This is a genomic window from Nocardiopsis potens DSM 45234 (genome assembly GCF_000341105.1).
Taxonomy (GTDB): Bacteria; Actinomycetota; Actinomycetes; order Streptosporangiales; family Streptosporangiaceae; genus Nocardiopsis_A; species Nocardiopsis_A potens.
This window is the reverse complement of sequence record NZ_ANBB01000013.1, coordinates 54,227-69,799: the sequence shown is the minus strand read 5'-3', so window position 1 is coordinate 69,799 and position 15,573 is coordinate 54,227. Positions and strand designations below refer to the sequence as shown.

Annotated in this window: 15 protein-coding genes and 2 pseudogenes; 12 read left to right on the top strand and 5 right to left on the bottom strand. The window is 76.0% G+C overall.

What is annotated here, in order from left to right; translation table 11 throughout:
• Positions 1-3: 3 nt before the first annotated feature.
• The 4 genes and pseudogenes from D459_RS0104765 (at position 4) to D459_RS0104750 (ending at position 3,688) form a co-directional block, all read left to right on the top strand.
• On the top strand, positions 4-720 hold the full coding sequence (locus D459_RS0104765) for a hypothetical protein (RefSeq protein WP_017591856.1): 717 nt from the start codon (positions 4-6) through the stop codon (positions 718-720).
• Between the two features lie 194 nt (positions 721-914).
• Positions 915-1,901 (top strand): annotated as a pseudogene (locus D459_RS30745) (acyl-CoA desaturase).
• A 112-nt stretch (positions 1,902-2,013) separates the two neighbouring features.
• Positions 2,014-2,781: an alpha/beta fold hydrolase gene (locus D459_RS0104755; RefSeq protein WP_017591853.1), complete on the top strand. Its 768-nt coding sequence runs from the start codon at positions 2,014-2,016 to the stop codon at positions 2,779-2,781.
• A gap of 172 nt (positions 2,782-2,953) precedes the next feature.
• Positions 2,954-3,688: an SDR family oxidoreductase gene (locus D459_RS0104750; protein ID WP_017591852.1), complete on the top strand. Its 735-nt coding sequence runs from the start codon at positions 2,954-2,956 to the stop codon at positions 3,686-3,688.
• A gap of 140 nt (positions 3,689-3,828) precedes the next feature.
• Here the strand turns inward: D459_RS0104750 and D459_RS0104745 are convergent, their stop codons facing one another.
• The gene (locus D459_RS0104745; RefSeq protein ID WP_017591851.1) at positions 3,829-4,446 is read right to left on the bottom strand and encodes a TetR/AcrR family transcriptional regulator; all 618 of its coding nucleotides are present in this window, start codon (positions 4,444-4,446) and stop codon (positions 3,829-3,831) included.
• A 124-nt stretch (positions 4,447-4,570) separates the two neighbouring features.
• On the opposite strand from D459_RS0104745, the gene D459_RS0104740 reads away from it, so the two are divergent.
• The 4 genes from D459_RS0104740 (at position 4,571) to D459_RS0104725 (ending at position 9,019) form a co-directional block, all read left to right on the top strand.
• Positions 4,571-5,311 (top strand): SDR family NAD(P)-dependent oxidoreductase, encoded by a 741-nt coding sequence (locus D459_RS0104740; protein ID WP_017591850.1) that lies wholly within the window; start codon positions 4,571-4,573, stop codon positions 5,309-5,311.
• 333 nt (positions 5,312-5,644) lie between these two features.
• A complete protein-coding gene (locus D459_RS0104735) occupies positions 5,645-5,986 on the top strand; it encodes a hypothetical protein (protein WP_017591849.1) in 342 nt (113 codons plus the stop codon).
• Positions 5,987-6,135: 149 nt separating this feature from the next.
• Positions 6,136-6,849, top strand: coding sequence for an ABC transporter ATP-binding protein (locus tag D459_RS0104730; protein WP_017591848.1), 714 nt, complete (start codon positions 6,136-6,138; stop codon positions 6,847-6,849).
• 88 nt (positions 6,850-6,937) lie between these two features.
• A complete protein-coding gene (locus D459_RS0104725) occupies positions 6,938-9,019 on the top strand; it encodes a hypothetical protein (RefSeq protein ID WP_017591847.1) in 2,082 nt (693 codons plus the stop codon).
• A 79-nt stretch (positions 9,020-9,098) separates the two neighbouring features.
• Here D459_RS0104725 and D459_RS37535 read toward each other — a convergent pair.
• Both D459_RS37535 and D459_RS0104715 read right to left on the bottom strand, forming a co-directional pair.
• Positions 9,099-9,548: pseudogene (locus tag D459_RS37535) on the bottom strand (SMI1/KNR4 family protein); the annotation flags it as partial.
• A gap of 34 nt (positions 9,549-9,582) precedes the next feature.
• Positions 9,583-10,143, bottom strand: coding sequence for a peroxiredoxin-like family protein (locus tag D459_RS0104715; protein WP_017591845.1), 561 nt, complete (start codon positions 10,141-10,143; stop codon positions 9,583-9,585).
• Positions 10,144-10,216: 73 nt separating this feature from the next.
• On the opposite strand from D459_RS0104715, the gene D459_RS0104710 reads away from it, so the two are divergent.
• Complete coding sequence (locus D459_RS0104710) at positions 10,217-10,843, top strand: TetR/AcrR family transcriptional regulator C-terminal domain-containing protein (protein ID WP_017591844.1); 627 nt, start codon at positions 10,217-10,219, stop codon at positions 10,841-10,843.
• Between the two features lie 255 nt (positions 10,844-11,098).
• Entirely contained in the window at positions 11,099-11,395 is a 297-nt protein-coding gene (locus D459_RS0104705) for a hypothetical protein (protein WP_017591843.1), read from the top strand.
• A 39-nt stretch (positions 11,396-11,434) separates the two neighbouring features.
• Here D459_RS0104705 and D459_RS0104700 read toward each other — a convergent pair whose 3' ends face one another.
• Positions 11,435-12,208 carry an SDR family oxidoreductase gene (locus D459_RS0104700; protein WP_017591842.1) on the bottom strand — a complete coding sequence of 258 codons (774 nt, stop codon included), beginning with the start codon at positions 12,206-12,208 and terminating at the stop codon, positions 11,435-11,437.
• Positions 12,205-13,050, bottom strand: a complete 846-nt coding sequence (locus D459_RS0104695) for an alpha/beta fold hydrolase (protein WP_017591841.1) — start codon at positions 13,048-13,050, stop codon at positions 12,205-12,207. Before D459_RS0104695 ends, D459_RS0104700 begins: the two co-directional genes overlap by 4 nt.
• A gap of 127 nt (positions 13,051-13,177) precedes the next feature.
• Between D459_RS0104695 and D459_RS0104690 the strand changes: the two genes are divergently transcribed.
• Both D459_RS0104690 and D459_RS0104685 read left to right on the top strand, forming a co-directional pair.
• Complete coding sequence (locus D459_RS0104690) at positions 13,178-14,515, top strand: aminotransferase-like domain-containing protein (RefSeq protein ID WP_017591840.1); 1,338 nt, start codon at positions 13,178-13,180, stop codon at positions 14,513-14,515.
• A gap of 77 nt (positions 14,516-14,592) precedes the next feature.
• Positions 14,593-15,435, top strand: coding sequence for an NAD(P)H-binding protein (locus D459_RS0104685; RefSeq protein ID WP_017591839.1), 843 nt, complete (start codon positions 14,593-14,595; stop codon positions 15,433-15,435).
• The last annotated feature ends 138 nt before the right edge of the window (positions 15,436-15,573 follow it).

Below are 15,573 nucleotides of genomic sequence, written 5' to 3'. Positions count from 1 at the left end.
AGGATGCCCACCCCCCACCGCCCCCGCAGCGGAGGCGCCGCCCTCGGCCCCCTGGCCGCGATCCCGGCGGCGCTGCTGCTCGCGGCCGCCGCGGGCTGCTCCGGCGCAGAAGAGGAGCCCGCCGCGGCGCCCTCCTCCGCGCCGCCCTCCCCGACCCGCTCGCCCGCCCCCGAGTTCGAGGAGGTGGAGGACCTGGACACCTACTGCCGGGAGAACAGTGACGAGGACATCGCCGACGGCTACCCCGGCGCGGCCGAGTACGCGGGCGAGGGGCCGCACCCCACCGCGGTGTTCAGCAACTCCCGCACCAACGACGCCGATTACTCGGGGCACCGGCTGCAGGAGGACGGCCCCTACGAGGAGTGGCTTCCGGACTCGCCGGAGGAGGCCGCGCTGCTCGCCTGCATCGACCACGCGGACGAGGGCGACGAGGAGATCACCACCTGCGCGTACGAGCCGGGGCGCTTCGGGATCCCGACGGGCGGCGGGGAGTCGGTCGAGCTCCCGCTGTACGGGCTGTCCTACGAGTACACCGTCTACGAGCTGCGTACCGGCGAGGTCGTCGCCTCCGGCGACGTCGGGCCCGGCTCGGACGGCTGCCCGCTCCTCGTCGTCAGCGACTCGGTGATCGAGAAGGAGCCGACGAAGGTCTTCACCGTCATGGACCGCTCCGCCGCGCAGGAGGCGATCGAGGAGGCGGTCCAGGGCGCCGCGGACTGACGGGCCCGCAGGCGGAGGCCTTCCGGTGCGGCTCCGGTGCGGTGGCCGCATCCGGCCGCCGCACCGGAGTCCGCCAGGTCGGCGGAGGCGCGCGCCGGTCCGGCGCGGCGCGGAGGGCCCGGTCTCCCACGAACCTACGGTCCCGTAGGTTACGGTGGCGTAGGTAAGCCGGACCGACAGCCGAGAGGTGGACCATGGCCGCAGCCTCACCGACACCCTCCGCGCCCTCGCAGGGCAAGGCGGAGCAGCCGCGCGGGAGCGGGATCCGGGAGGGCGACCTCGACCCCGAACTGCGCGGCCGGGGCGAGCGCTTCACCGTCTTCGCCTACGTCCTCATCCCGCTGCTGGCCCTGGCCGCCGCGGTGCCCTTCGCCTGGGGATGGGCGCTGACCTGGACCGACATCATCATCGGCACGGTGTTCTACGTGATCGGCGGACTCGGCATCACCGTCGGCTTCCACCGGTACTTCACGCACGGCTCGTTCAAGGCCGGCCGGCCGCTGCGCATCGCCCTGGCCCTCGCCGGGACCATGGCCTTCGAGGGCAGCGTGATCAAGTGGGTGGCCGACCACCGCCGGCACCACAAGTACGCCGACCACGAGGGCGACCCGCACTCGCCGTGGCGCTTCGGCGACGACTGGCGCTCGGTCGCCAAGGGGCTCTACTACGCGCACATGGGCTGGCTCTACCTGGACGACCGCAAGACCTCGCTCCGGCGCTTCGCCCCGGACCTGCTCAAGGACCGCGACATCGTGCGCATCGACCGGTGGGCCGGGGCGGTCTTCCTGTTCTCCATGCTCGCCCCGGCCGCGATCGGCGGCCTGGTGACGATGTCCTGGTGGGGCGCGCTGACCGCGTTCTTCTGGGGCGGCCTGATCCGCCTGGCGCTGCAGCAGCACGTGACCTGGTCGGTGAACTCGATCTGCCACACCATCGGCGAGGAGAACTTCGAGGTCCGGGACCGGTCCCGGAACGTGTAGTGGCTGGCCATCCCCTCCTTCGGCGAGTCCTGGCACAACCTGCACCACGCCGACCCCACCTGCGCCCGGCACGGCGTGCTCAAGGGCCAGATCGACATCTCCGCCCGGGTGATCTGGGCCTTCGAGAAGCTCGGCTGGGCCACCAAGGTCCGCTGGCCCGACCCGGAGCGGCTGAACGCCAAGATGGTCGACCCCGCCTGACCCCCGCGCCCGGCCGGGCCGCCCAGCGCCCCGGCCGGGCGCCGATGAGTTTCCGGCCCGCCGGTCGTCTGCATGTTCGAACGCCCGACGACGCAGACGAGGGAGAGCCGCAATGGAGACCACCATCGACCTGGGCGGGGTCCGCACCTGGTACGCCGAGCAGGGGGAGGGCGAACCGCTGGTGCTCATGCACGGCGGACTGAGCGACGCCCGCTACTTCGGCCTGGCGCTGGACGCCCTGGCCGGGCGATTCCGGGTGCTCACCCCCGAGCGCCGCGGGCACGGGCACACCCCCGACGCGGACGGGCCCTACACGGTCGACGCGCTGGTCGGGGACACCGTCGCGTTCCTGGAGAAGGTCGCCGGCGGCCCGGCCCACCTGGTCGCCTACAGCCAGGGCGCCCACCTGGCCATGCACCTGGCGGTCCGCCGCCCCGACCTGGTCTCCCGCCTGGTCCTGGTCAGCGGCGCCGCCGACGCCGAGGGGTTCCTCCCCGGCATGCGCCCCAGCGCGGAGGGCGAGCCGCCGGAGGTGATCGCCGACATGTACGCCGAGGTATCCCCGGACGGCCGGGAGCACTTCCCGGTCGTGGTGCGGAAGACGGTCGACCTCTTCGAGACGCAGCCCCCGGTGACCGCCGACCACCTGGCCTCGATCCGGGCCCGGACCCTGGTCATGGCCGGCGACGACGACATCGTCCGCCCCGAGCACACCCGGTTCCTCTACGAGTCGATCCCCGGCGCCGAACTCGCGGTCGTCCCCGGCACCTCGCACGTCCTCTTCCTGGAGAAGCCGGACCTCTGCGCCCGCCTGGTCCTGGACTTCCTCACCGGGGACCCGGTCCCCACCATGATGCCGATCCGCCGCGCCGGAGCCTGACCGGCCCGCGGCCGTACGCGCGGCATGCGCGGCGGCGGGCCCTCTCCGGGAGGCGCCCCGCCGCGCACACCGGGGGAGCGGGGCGGCGGGGCCGTCACATACCGGGGCCCCGCCCTGTCCTCACGGGTGCGGCCGCACCCGGCCGCGGGACGGGAAGGGAACACATCCTCACATGACCACGACACTCGTCACCGGCGGCACCGGCGACCTCGGCACCCCCACGGCGGCCGCGCTCCGCACCGCCGGCCACCGCGTCCGCGTCCTCAGCCGCCGCACCGGCCCCGGCCTGACCACCGGCGACCTGCTCACCGGGGAGGGGGTCCCGCAGGCCCTGGACGGCGCCGACACCGTGGTGCACTGCGCCACGGCCAACGCCGGGAGCGACATCACCGCCGCCGCGAACCTGTTCGCCGAGGCGGACCGGGCGGGCGTCGGCCACCTGGTGCTGATCAGCATCGTCGGCATCGACCGGATCCCGCTGCCCTTCTACCGGCAGCGGCTGGAGATCGAGCGGCTGCTCACCGGCTCCGGCCTGCCGCACACGATCCAGCGCGCGACGCAGTTCCATTCGCTGATCGCCCGGATCTTCGCGGCGCAGAAGCGGCTGCCGGTGCTGCTGGTGCCGCGCATCCCGTTCCAGCCGATCGACGTCACCGACGTGGCGGACCGCCTCACCGAACTGGCCTCGGGGGATCCGGCCGGCCGCGCCCCCGACATCGGCGGCCCGGAGGTCCTCAGGGCCGGGGTACTGGCCCGCCAGTGGCAGCGGGCGACCGGCTCCCGGAAACCGATCCTGCAGGTGAGCGCCCCGGGGAAGACGTTCGCGGCCTTCGCGAGAGGCGAGAACCTGGTGCCCGGGACACGGTTCGGCGGGCGGACCTTCCGGGAGTATTCGGCGACGCGGTGAGGCGGGCCCCGCCGGTGCGGCACCGCTTCGAGGACGCGTCCGGTGAACTACGAATCTACTTCGTAAAGGTCGGTTTCATGGGCAAATCCTGCTCAAGAAGAGAACAGAAGGACGATGGGCGGGGATGACGCGAAGACGAGTCAGGCGTCCTCGGCCGTGCGGGCGACCGCCGCGTCCCAGCCCAGCATCGCGATGTCGATGGCGGCGTCCAGGTCCTCGCGCGGGCGGGCGTCGCGGGCCTGGGCGGAGAGGCCCTCCATGACGATCTGGACGTAGCAGGCCAGGGCCGCGGCGTCGGTGCCGGCGGGGAGGTCGCCCTCGGCGGTGCCGCGTTCGATGCGCTCCCGGATCAGGTCGAGGGTGTCGCGGCGGCAGTCGGCGAGGAGGCGGCCGATGTGCTCGTGGCCGGCGCCGAGGTTGGTGGCGGCGGTGAAGACCATGCAGCCGGCCGGGGTGGCCGGGTCGGTGTAGGCGTCGGCGCTCTCCCGGAGCAGGGCCTCCACGGCGTCGCGGGTGCCGGGGAGGCCCAGCGCCTTCGGGATCGCGGAGCGCTCGGGGGAGTTGTAGAGCCGGACGGCCTCGCGGAAGAGGTCGTCCTTGGAGCCGAAGGCCGCGTAGAGGCTGGTCGGGGTGATGCCCATCGCCGAGGTCAGCATGTTCAGCGAGGTGCCCTCGTAGCCGTGCCGCCAGAACAGCTCCATGGCGGCGGCCAGTGCCGCGTCCCGGTCGAAGCGCCGGGGGCGCCCCCTTCCCGCCATGTGACCCCCTGCACAGTCGCCGGACGCTCGCTTGTGGTCCGTGGAGCTTCGATGCTACCAATTATGTAGCGATCGCTACTTAAAAAGTTCCACGGAACGCACCGACACGTACGGAGGACGGGACATGGGTTCGCTCGACGGCAAGGCCGCGCTGGTCACCGGGGGCAGCAGGGGCATCGGCGCCGCCATCGCGGAGCGGCTGGCCGAGGACGGGGCGGCGGTGGCGCTGACCTACAACGCCTCGCCGGAGCGGGCGGAGAAGGTGGTGCGCCGGATCGAGGAGCGGGGCGGCACCGCGGTCGCGCTCCGCGCCGACGTCGCCGACGCGGAGGCGCTCACCGCGGCGGTGGACCGGGCGGCGGAGGAGCTCGGCGGGCTGGACGTCCTGGTCAACAACGCCGGGATCTACGTCCAGAAGAGCATCGCGGAGCTGACGCTGGAGGAGTACGAGCAGGTGATGGGGGTGCACGTCCGCGCGGCGTTCGTCGCGGTCAAGGCGGCGCTTCCGCACCTGCGGGAGGGGGCCCGGATCGTCAGCATCGGCAGCAACCTGGCGGAGAGCACCTTCAACCCGGGGCTGAGCCTGTACTCGATGAGCAAGGCGGCGCTGGTCGGCTTCAGCAAGGGGATCGCCCGGGACCTGGGGCCGCGCGGGATCACCGCGAACGTGGTGCACCCGGGCTCCACCGACACCGAGATGAACCCGGCCGACGGCGGCCACGCCGACGCCCAGCGGGGCCTGACCGCGCTGGGCCGCTACAACACCGCCGAGGAGATCGCCGGCACGGTGGCGTTCCTGGCCGGCCCGGCGGCCGGCAACATCACCGGCACCGCCATCCTGGTGGACGGCGGATCGATCGCCTGACCGGTCCTCCCGGGACCGCCCGGACGGCTCTGCGCGGCCGCGGCCCGCCCAACGCGGCGGACCGCGGCCGCGCGCTCTTTCCCGCCGGGGCCGCCGCCCCGGTCCGCGGTTCCGGCGGATTCCCGCCGGAGGCTTTTGCAGTGCACCACGGAAAATGAAATCGGTTTCATGGCCGAATCCGGCCACGCTCCGCCTACAGGCTTCAATGCGGTTTTCAATTCTTTTCACTCGGGGCCGTGTCTGTTAACCGGCGGTTTCCCTGCCATGATCCTTCCGCCCGGCCGGGCCTGTCCCCCAGCCAACCGAATATGGAGGATCAGGAGAACCGCCCCTGTGAACGCGCGCAAGATCATCGCCGGAACGGCGATCGCGGCCCTCGCCGCCCTGCCGCTGCTCAGCGGCACCGCCATGGCCATCACGGCCACCCAGGGCAAGGACAAGGCCTACACCACCTCCAGCGGCGCCAAGATCTCCGTCTACGACGGTGAGGACGACAACCGCACCGTCTACGGGAACTATTACCGCCAGGCCTCGGCCGGGACCGAGCGGACCCTGCACAACAAGAGCGGCTACAAGACGACCGCGACCAGCGGAAGCGGGTCCAAGATCATCAAGCTCCGCGTCTGCGAGAGCATCGGGTCCTGGCCCGATTCCTGCAGTGACTGGAAGGCCTGACCGCTGAGAGAACGGCGGCCCCGCGCAGAATTTCCGAGAAGTCCCTCTTTTTCGGTCCGCGCGGGGCCGCCGCCGGGACGACCCGGCCTTCTGTCCGAACCGCCACCGGGCCCGCAGGAAAGGCCCCCGCTCCGAGAAGAGAACCGAGAATGCCGCACGGCATCGCCGAACCGGCCCCGGCCGGCACCGGGGGAGAACCGGTGCCGCTCCAGATCCGCGGGGTGAGCCTCCGGGTCGGCGGCCGCCTCCTGCTGGACGGGGTCGGGCTGGAGGCCCGCCGGGGCACCTCCACCGTGATCACCGGCCCCAGCGGGAGCGGCAAGAGCACCCTGCTGGCCTGCATCACGGGCCTGACCGCCCCCGGGAGCGGCAGTATCCGCGTCGCGGGGAACGAGGTCACCCGGATGCGCCGGCGGGCCCTGGCGCTGATGCGCGGCCGGGAGATCGGAATGGTCTTCCAGGCCGGGGAGCTGCTGCCGGAGCTCACCCCGGTGGAGAACGTCGCCCTGGCCGGGCTGCTGGCCGGCCTGGGAGCGGAGCGGTCCGCCGAGCGGGCCCGCGCCCTGCTGGCCGAACTGGACGTCACCACCGCGGCCGAGACCACCGCGGAGCTGTCGGGGGGCGAGCACCAGCGCACCGCGGTGGCCCGGGCCCTGATCACCGAGCCCTCGCTGGTGCTGGCCGACGAGCCGACCGGCGCACTCGATCCGGACGACCGGGACAAGGTCGCCGACCTGCTGTTCGCCCTGCCCCGCCGGCGGGGGTGCGCGCTGGTCGTGGTCACCCACGACCGGGAGCTGGCCGCCCGCGGCGACAGCGTGCTCCGGCTCGAGGGCGGGCGGCTGCGCGGGGCGGACCGATGAGCCGCGGCGGCCCCCGGGCCTCGCGGCGGTCCTGGTCCGCCTGGGCCGCACCCGGGCCGGCGGGGCGCCGGAGCGGGTCCGCCGCGCGGTGCTCGCCGCCGCGGCGGCCGCGCTCACCGCCGTGCTGCTGGGCGCCGCGGTGATCGCGGCGACCTTCGAGGGGCGGGCCCTGCGCGAGGCCCAGCGCCGGCCCGTCATCGCCGCCTCCGCCGAGCAGGCGGCGGCCTACTGGGGGGAGCGCCCGGACAGCGCCGGGCGCTGGCAGCACTCGGTGGTCTACCTCGACGGCGCCGGCTCCGGTGCGCCGCCCCCGCCCGGCCTGCCGGAGTGGCCCGCGTCGGGTGAAGCGTATCTCTCCCCTGCGCTGGCCGCCGCCGAGCCCGGGATCACCGGGCGCTACGGCCGCCACGCCGGGGCCATCGGCCCTGAGGGGCTGCTCTCTCCCGCCGAGCGCCTGGCCTATGTGGGCCTGCCCGAGGACGCCGCGGTGCCCGAGGACTGGATGTACCCGATCACCGGGTTCGGCCCGCCGGGCTCGTTCCCGTTCGGGGAGGGCATCACCTTCACCCCGGCCGCGCCGCGGTTGATGGCCGCCGCCTACCTGGTGTTCGTGGTCCTGCCCGCCGCGGCCCTGTTCGTGGTGGCGGCCCGCTGGGCGGCGGCCGGGCGGGACCGCCGCGACGCCCTGCTCACCGCGCTGGGCGCGGGCACCCGGCACCGGTTCCTGGTGGGGCTGTCCTCCTGCCTGCCGCCGGTCCTGGCGGGGGCCGCCGCCGCGGCTCTGGCGGCCGTTCCGCTGCTGCTCGCCGACACCGGGGTTCCCGGGATCGACTACACCCTGCGCGCCGCCGATGTCCGGCGGGGCGGGTGGCTGCTGCTCGGGGCGGTGGCGGTGTCGGTCGCCGCCTGTGCGGCGGGGTGCGCCGCGCTGCACGCCCGGTGGGCCCGGCGCGGGGCGGTGCGGCCCCGCTCGGTGCAGGGGCCGGTGGCGACCTGGAAGATCGGGCTGTTCGCGGTGGGTACGGGGGTGGCCTCGGCGGCGGCCTTGTTTCCGCCGGGGAGCGGCCTGGCGGTCCCGGTCTATGCGGTCGGGCTCGTCGCGGCGCTGGTGGCGGCCCCTTCGGCGATGGCGGCCGCGATCGCCTGGGCGGGTGCCGCGGCGGCTCGCCGGGGGCTGCGTGCGGGCCGTCCCGCGTGGATCGTGGCGGGGCGGTGGTGCGAGCACCGCCCGGGGGTCGTGGCCCGGCTGGTGGCTCCGGTGGTCATCGGTGTGGTCACCGTGGTCAACGTCCATTACTTCCTGGCGTCGGAGACGCTGACCTCGTTGGAGGCGCGTCTGGCCAATGAGCGCGTGGGCGACAGTGCTCTGCAGTTGCGGGCGTACGGTCTGGACGCGGGGCGGATCGCGGAGGCGGGCGGGGTTCTGCCGGGGCGGGCCCGGCTGGTGGCCGTCGACACCGAGGGGGGCGGTCCGCCGGTGCTGCGGGCACCTTGTCCGACCCTGCGCTCTCTGGGCCTGGGGTGCCCCGGGCGGCCGGTCCCGGTGGAGGCCGGGGCCGGGGACGTGCGCCTGGCGGAGCTGCGCGCGTGGCAGGTCGGGGGCGATGTGCTGGTCCATGCGGCTCCGGTGGCGCCGGCGGAGGGGGAGGTGGAGCGGCTGGTGGTGCTCTCCCCGCCGGAGGATCCCCTGACGAGGTCGGGGGTGCACGATGCGGTGCAGCCGGTCCTGGGACCGACCACCCAGGTGGAGCGGCTGGCCTCGCTGGAGATGACTCCGGCCAATGCGCGGCTGTCCGAGTGGGGGGTGCTGCTGGGGACCTGGGGCATGGCTTTGCTGGCGGTGGCCGGGCTGATCGGGGCGGGCGGGAACTTCGTGGAGGCGGCGCGGTCGACGGCTCCGCTGAGTGCGCTGACCGGCCGCCGCCGCTGGTATCTGGGGGTGGCGTCGGGGTTCCTGGCGGCTCCGATGGCGGTGTCGGCGGTTCTGGCGGCGCTGCTGAGCCTGCCGCTGGGCACGGTCGTCCAGCAGAACCGCCAGGTGCCGGTGGCTCCTCCGGACACGCTGGCCTCGATCGCACTGGGGGCCGTGGTGCTGGCGCTGGTCTTCGGGGCGGCGGCCGGTCTGCTCTCGGCCCGGGTCGCGGCCTCGTGGCGGCCGGGCCGGGAGTGAGGGCGCCGGGTCCCGCGGGGTCCTGGCCCGGCGGCCGGGGGCAGAGGGAGAAGCGGCCGGTGAGCCGTCGGTCGATGTAGGTCTCCAGGCCGGGGGCGACCCATACCCGGTCGTCGGTCTCGTGCTTCCAGGCGAACACTCCGGCGGGGTCGGCGCGGCCGCCCAGGATGCGGTGGGCGAAGAGGTCTCCGTTTCCGGCGTCGCCGAAGAAGAGCAGCGGTTCGAAGGGCATGTACAGCCCGGTGAGGGCGGAGGAGCGCATCCGCCGGTTCTCCTCGGCGATCCGCCGTGCGCTCCAGACCAGGCCGAGCCCGTACTCGCCGTCGATCCCGTCGCTCTCCCGCAGCAGTGCGGCGAGGTCGCCGGGGAGGGGGCGGCCGACCGCCCGCTCGGCGGTGAGGAGGTCCTCCTCGGGGGCGGGCCCGGTGGTCTCCAGGAGGTGTGCGTAGGGGCGGGTGAGCAGGCGCGCGGTCGGGCCCGGCCCGGCGGGGGCGGGGCGGTCGTTCCCGGGGTCGTTCTCGAGCGGCATGGGGCAACCTATCCGGGGGCGGGGACAGGGCCGGTCAGCGGCGGGCCAGGGTGAGGAGTTCGTCGACGGACCACTGGTCGTCGGCGTGGGTGCCGTATTCGCGGGCGAGCAGGGTGCCGTCGGGGGAGATGAGGAAGTCGGCGGGCAGGCCGAACCGGCCGCCGGGGACGCGGAGCGGGGGCGGGGGCTGCCGGAGGCCGCGGGGGCCGGGGCGCAGGGTGGCGGCGACGGCGCGGGCGATGCCGGGCCAGGCGCGGGGGGAGAGCAGGGCCCGGGGGGAGGTTTCGACGGCGAAGGCGCGGTAGAGGCGGCGCCCGGGGTCGGGGACCAGGTCGGCGCCGATGCTCTCCGCGTGCGGGAGGAGCTGGTCGGCGGGGGAGTGGAAGACGGCGATCGGGCGTATTCCGGCGGCGGTGATGTCGTCGCGGCGCAGGGTGAACGAGCGCAGGTGCAGGTTGCAGATCGGGCAGCCGGCGAAGCGGCGGAACTGCAGGTGGACGGTGCGGTGGGGGTCGGGCAGGGGGATGGGGTCGCCGTGCACGCCGGTGAGGGTGCGCGGGGTGATGGCGGTTCCGGGGGCGAGGGGGGAGGGCATGGCCGGCCTCGATCCGTAGGGGTATCTCGTACGCCTACGACGTTATGCGCGTATCTTGTACGCTGTCAACGAGATGCCCCGACCCCGATCGCTCACCGGCCCCCGGATCGCCGACGCCGCGCTGGCGGTACTGGACCGCGACGGCGCCGCCGCGCTGACCATGCGCGCGGTCGCCGCCGAGCTCGGCATGGGCACCATGTCGCTCTACCGCTACGTCACCGGCCGCGAGGAGCTGGAGGAGCTCGTCGTGGAGCGGGTCCTGTCCGCGGTGGACACCGGGGTCCCGGGCGGGCCCTGGGAGTCCCGCCTGGCCGAGCTGGCCGAGCGGGTCCGCGCCGCGCTGCTCGGCCACCCGGGCGCGCTCCCCCTGATGCAGGCCCGGCGGCACCGCGCCCCGTCCTCGCACCGGTGGGGGGAGGCGGTGCTCGGCGCGCTCACCGAGGCGGGTTTCGCCGGGGAGGACCGGGTGGTCGCCTTCCGCCTGTTCAGCGGCTATGTGATCGGCGCGCTCCAGGCCGAGCACCTGGGGCCGCTGGCCGGGGAGGGGACCGGGGCGCTGGCGGCGCTGGAGGGGGAGGGCCTCCCGCTGCTCGGCGAGACCGCGGCCTGCGCCCGCTCGGTCCCCGACGCCGAGGCGTTCCGGCGGGGGGTGCGGATCCTGCTCCGCGGGCTGGCCGCGGAGGCGGCGCCGGAGCGCTGACCCCGGCCCGCGGGCCGGCGGAGCGGGCCGGTGGGGCGACGGACGGTTCTGCCGACCGGGCGGCCGCGGGCCCGTGGGGCGCAGGATGCCGGTGTGGGCCGGGAGGCGGTATCGTCGTCTTTCCTCCGCGCGCCGACCGGTCCGCGGAGGCGGCCCCGGGCCGGCCGGCCTCAGCCCCGCCCGCCGGTCGCGGGCGTGCCCCCGGAGCCGCCCCGGGCCGCCCGGCCCCTGCGCCCCGTCCACCTTTGGAGAGACGTGTACCCCCACCAGACCCCGCCGCCCCGGCAGCGGCCCGCGCGGCTGTCCGGCTCCGCGGTCACCGCGTTCGTCCTGGGCCTGCTCAGTGTCGTGACGACGCCGCTGTTCGGGCTGTTCGCGCTGGTGCCCGCGCTGGCGGCGCTGATCGGCGCCTACGCCCTGCGGGTCACCCACGTGGAGCGGCTGCGCGGCCGGGCCCTGGCGATGTGGGGGTTCTGGCTGGGGGCGGCGTTCTTCCTGATCGACGTCTTCCTGCTGATGCTGGGGTTCGTCGGGATGAAGCTGGAGGGGTGAGGCGCGGCCCGCCGGCCCGGGCAGGCCGGCGGGCGCGGGTCAGCCCTGGGAGCGGTGGACGCGCAGCGGGCCGGCGCTCTGCACCACCGGCATCAGCTCGATGGCGTTGATGTTGACCCGGGCCGGGCGGGAGGCCGCCCAGTACACGGCGTCCGCGACGTCCTCGGGGGTGAGCGGCTCGGTGTCCTCGTAGGGGGCGGCGGCGCGCTCGGCGTCGCCGGAGAAGCGGACCGCGGAGAACTCGGTGCCGCCGACCAGGCCCGGGTCGACGCAGGTGACGCGGACGGCGGTGCCGTGCAGGTCGGTGCGGAGGTTGCGGCTGAACTGGTGCACGAACGCCTTGGTCGCCCCGTAGGCGTTGCCGCCGGGGTAGGGGTAGTGGGCGGCGGTGGAGCCGATGTTGACGATGTGGCCGCGGTTCCGCTCGACCATGCCGGGCAGCAGGGCGCGGGTGCAGTACATGAGCCCGGCGCAGTTGGTGTCGAGCATGCGCTGCCAGTCGTCGGGGTCGGCCTCCTGGGCCGGGCCCAGCCCCAGGGCCAGGCCGGCGTTGTTCACCAGGACGTCCACCTCGGCGAAGAGAGCGGGGAGTTCGGCGACCGCCCGCTCCACGGCGGCGCGGTCGCGCACGTCCAACCGGACCGGGTGGACGGTCTCCTTGCCGAGCTCCTCGCGGAGCGCGTCCAGGCGCTCGGTGCGGCGGGCGGCCGCCACGATGCGGGCCCCCTCGGCGGCGAAGCGGCGGGCGATGGCGGCGCCGAACCCGGCGCTGGCGCCGGTGACGAAGACGGTCGGCTGATGGTCGTTGCTCATGGGGCGATTGTCCCGTCCGGTGCGGTGCGGTGGGCGGCCGCCTCCCCGATCAGCGCCTCCAGGTGCGGATCGAAGTCCTCCGGGCGCTCCAGGTTGGGCAGGTGGGCGGCGCCCGGGACGGCGGCCAGGCGGGCGCCGGGTACCAGGTCGCGGATGAGCCGGGCGTCGGCGAGCGGTGTGAAGGGGTCCTCGGTTCCGGCGACGGCCAGGACGGGGACCGCGGCCCTGCGTAGCGAGGGCCGGGGGTCCGGGCGCAGCGCCCGGCCGCGCAGCGCCGCGGCGGCCCCTTCGGGCGGGGCGGCCAGCATCATGTTCAGCACGTGCTCGGCGACGCGGGGGCGCTCGGCGCGGGTGCGGGCGCCGACCATCGAGTCGAGGACCTCGCGGGCGTAGCCGGCCATGCCCTCGGCGAGCAGCCGGTCGGCCATGGCGGCCCGGCGGGCGCGCCCTTCGGGGGTCTCCGGCGGGGCGGAGGCGGCGGCCAGGAGCAGGCCGCGCACCCGCTCGGGGAAGAGGCGGTGGAACTCCATGGCGATCTGGCCGCCCATGGACAGGCCGCCGACCACGGCGCCGGGGAGGCCGAGCAGGTCCAGCAGGGCGGCGGCGTCGCGGGCGAACTCCGACAGCGGGCAGGTGCCGCCGCGCACCGTGCTCTCCCCGTAGCCGCGCAGGTCGGGGACGATCACCCGGTGCCCGGCGGCGGCCAGCCGCTCGGTCTGGGGGCGCCACATGGTGCGGTCGAAGGGGTGGCCGTGCACGAGCAGCACCGGCGGGGCGGCCGTGCGCCGGGGGCCGGCGTCGTCGTAGGCGAGGGTGATTCCGCGCAGGGACGCGGTGGGCATGGGGGCTCCTCTCGGAGGGCGGCGGGTACGGGGCGACGCTAGGCGCCCCCGAATCCTCGGTGCAATAGTCTGGATTGCACTCGGTGCAATGCGAGATCGCGCCGAGACGGAGCCGGCGGAGGGGCGCATGGAGGACTACCGGGCGATCGCCGACGGTGTGGCGGCCGACATCGCGGCGGGGCGGATCCGGCCCGGCCGCCGGCTCCCGCCGCAGCGCCGGTTCGCGCGGGAGCGGGGCATCGCCCCCTCCACGGCGGCCCGCGTCTACCGGGAGCTGGCCCGGCGCGGCCTGGTCACCGGGGAGGTGGGGCGGGGCACCTATGTGCGCGTCGGGCGCCCGCCGGCCGACCCGCCGCTGGCCGAGCCGGGCGGGGCCCTGGTCGACCTGGAGCTCAACCACCTGCCGCCGGGGGAGTGGGGCGAGCGGATCGCCGCGGCGGTGGGCCGGGTGCTGCGCCGCGGCGCGCTGGAGGCGGCGCTGGGCCCGGTGGGGGCGGCGGGCGGCCCGGCGCTGCGCGCGGCGGCGGCCGGTGCGGTGGCCCGGGGCGGGTGGGCGCCCGACCCGGAGGGGGTGCTGTTCGCCGGGAACGGGCGCCAGGCCATCGCGGCGGCGCTGTCGGCCCTGGTCCCGGCGGGCGGGCGGGTCGCCGTGGAGAGCCTGACCTACCCGGTGGCGAAGGGCATCGCGGCCCGGCTGGGCGCGGTGCTGGTCCCGGTGGCGGTGGACGGGGAGGGGATGGACCCCGAGGCGCTCCGCCGCGCGCACCGGTCGGCCCCGCTGGACGCCGTCTACCTGCAGCCGACCCTGCACAACCCGCTCGGCGCCACCATGCCGCCGGGGCGGCGGGCCCGGGTCGCCGCGGTCCTGGAGGAGCTGGGCCTGCCCGCGGTGGAGGACGCGATCTATGCGTTCCTCAAGCCGGGGCCGGAGCCGCTGGCGGCGCGGGCGCCCGGGCGCGTGGTGCTGGTCGACAGCCTGTCCAAGCGGGTCGGCCCCGGGCTGACCATCGGCATCGCCTGCGCGCCGCCGGCGCTGCGCGGGCGGGTCGCCGCGGCGCTGCGCTCCGGCGCGTGGGCGGCCACCGGGTTCGCCCAGGAGGCGGCCGCCGAGCTCATCGCGGACGGCGTCGTCGGCGGGCTGGAGCGGGCCCGGCGGGAGGCGGCGGCGCGCCGGCAGGCGATCGCGGCGGAGCGGCTCGCGGGTTTCGACGTCACCGCCGACCCGGGGGCGTTCCACTGCTGGTGGCGGCTGCCCGAGCCGTGGCGCGGGGAGGCGTTCACCGCCGCGGCCGCCCGGCTGGGCATCGCGGTCAGCCCGGCCTCGGCGTTCACCGCGGTGCGGGGCGGGGCGCCGCCGGCGGTCCGCCTGGCCCTGGTGGCGCCGGAGGAGGCGGAGCTGGCCGCGGCCCTGGACGCGCTCGCTCACTTGGCCCGCGCCGGCCCGGAGGCGGCCGTCCCGGACTGACCCGGCTCCGGCCCGCCGTCCTCCGGGTTCCTTCGGGGCGCGGGAATACCCGCGGGGCGGGAGGGGCTGGTGTCCGCATGAGCGACATTCTCGTGACCGGTGCGACCGGCAGCGTCGGGCGGCGGGTCGCCGCCGGCCTCCTGGCCGAGGGGGCCTCGGTGCGGGCCCTGGTCCGCGACCCCGCGGCGGCCCTGCCGGAGGGCGCCGAGGCCGCGGCCGGAGACCTGGCCGCCCCGGAGACCCTGGACGCGGCGCTGGAGGGCGTCGGCGCGGTCTTCCTGATCTGGCCCTTCCTCGACACCGCGGGCGCCCCCGCGGTGCTGGAGGCCGTCGCGCGCCGTGCCCGCCGGGTCGTCTACCTCTCCTCCTCCGAGGTGGACCGGGGCGCCGAGCGGCAGAGCGACCCGATCACCGGGCTGCACGCCGGCATGGAGCGGCTGGTCGAGGCGGCCGTACCGGAGTGGACCGTGCTGCGCTCGGAGACGCTGGCCTCCAACGCGCGGGGGTGGGCGGGCCAGATCAGGGCCTCGGGGGTGGTCCGCGGCCCCGACATCGCCCCGGCGGCGGTGGTGCACGAGGGCGACGTCGCGGCCGCGGCGGTGCGCGCGCTGACCGGGGAGGGGCACCGGGGGGCCGGGTGCGTGCTGACCGGTCCGCAGGTGCTGAGCAGGGCCGACCAGGTCCGCGCCATCGGGGAGGCGGTCGGCCGGCCGCTGCGCTTCGAGGCGGTCCCGGTGCGGGAGGCGCGGGAGCGGATGCTCGCCGACGGGCGGCCGCCGGCCCTGGTCGAGGCGCTGCTGGCCGCGGCGGAGACGCGCCCGGACGCGGCCGCGGTCACCGCCGGGGTGCGCGAGCTGACCGGGGCGCCGCCGCGGTCCTTCGCCGAGTGGGCCCGGGAGAACGCCGCGCTGTTCCGCTGAGCGGCCGGCGGGCGGCGGTCCGGGGCGGCGGCCCCTTCGGGCGTCGGCGAGTCACCGCCTGCCCGGGTCGAGGGACGCGGGCAGGGGCAGCGGCATGTGCGTGGTGTCCGAGGGGCGGCGCGGCGACCTGCTCGGCGG

Excerpts from the sequence above, each read along its gene's own strand:
- D459_RS0104755 (WP_017591853.1), top strand. The coding sequence starts at position 2,014 with ATGGAGACCACCATCGACCTGGGCGGGGTCCGCACCTGGTACGCCGAG.
- D459_RS0104765 (WP_017591856.1), top strand. The coding sequence starts at position 4 with ATGCCCACCCCCCACCGCCCCCGCAGCGGAGGCGCCGCCCTCGGCCCC.
- D459_RS0104710 (WP_017591844.1), top strand. The coding sequence starts at position 10,217 with ATGCCCCGACCCCGATCGCTCACCGGCCCCCGGATCGCCGACGCCGCG.
- D459_RS0104695 (WP_017591841.1), bottom strand. The coding sequence starts at position 13,050 with ATGCCCACCGCGTCCCTGCGCGGAATCACCCTCGCCTACGACGACGCC.
- D459_RS0104740 (WP_017591850.1), top strand. The coding sequence starts at position 4,571 with ATGGGTTCGCTCGACGGCAAGGCCGCGCTGGTCACCGGGGGCAGCAGG.
- D459_RS0104700 (WP_017591842.1), bottom strand. The coding sequence starts at position 12,208 with ATGAGCAACGACCATCAGCCGACCGTCTTCGTCACCGGCGCCAGCGCC.
- D459_RS0104715 (WP_017591845.1), bottom strand. The coding sequence starts at position 10,143 with ATGCCCTCCCCCCTCGCCCCCGGAACCGCCATCACCCCGCGCACCCTC.
- D459_RS0104730 (WP_017591848.1), top strand. The coding sequence starts at position 6,136 with ATGCCGCACGGCATCGCCGAACCGGCCCCGGCCGGCACCGGGGGAGAA.
- D459_RS0104690 (WP_017591840.1), top strand. The coding sequence starts at position 13,178 with ATGGAGGACTACCGGGCGATCGCCGACGGTGTGGCGGCCGACATCGCG.
- D459_RS0104685 (WP_017591839.1), top strand. The coding sequence starts at position 14,593 with ATGAGCGACATTCTCGTGACCGGTGCGACCGGCAGCGTCGGGCGGCGG.
- D459_RS0104750 (WP_017591852.1), top strand. The coding sequence starts at position 2,954 with ATGACCACGACACTCGTCACCGGCGGCACCGGCGACCTCGGCACCCCC.
- D459_RS0104745 (WP_017591851.1), bottom strand. The coding sequence starts at position 4,446 with ATGGCGGGAAGGGGGCGCCCCCGGCGCTTCGACCGGGACGCGGCACTG.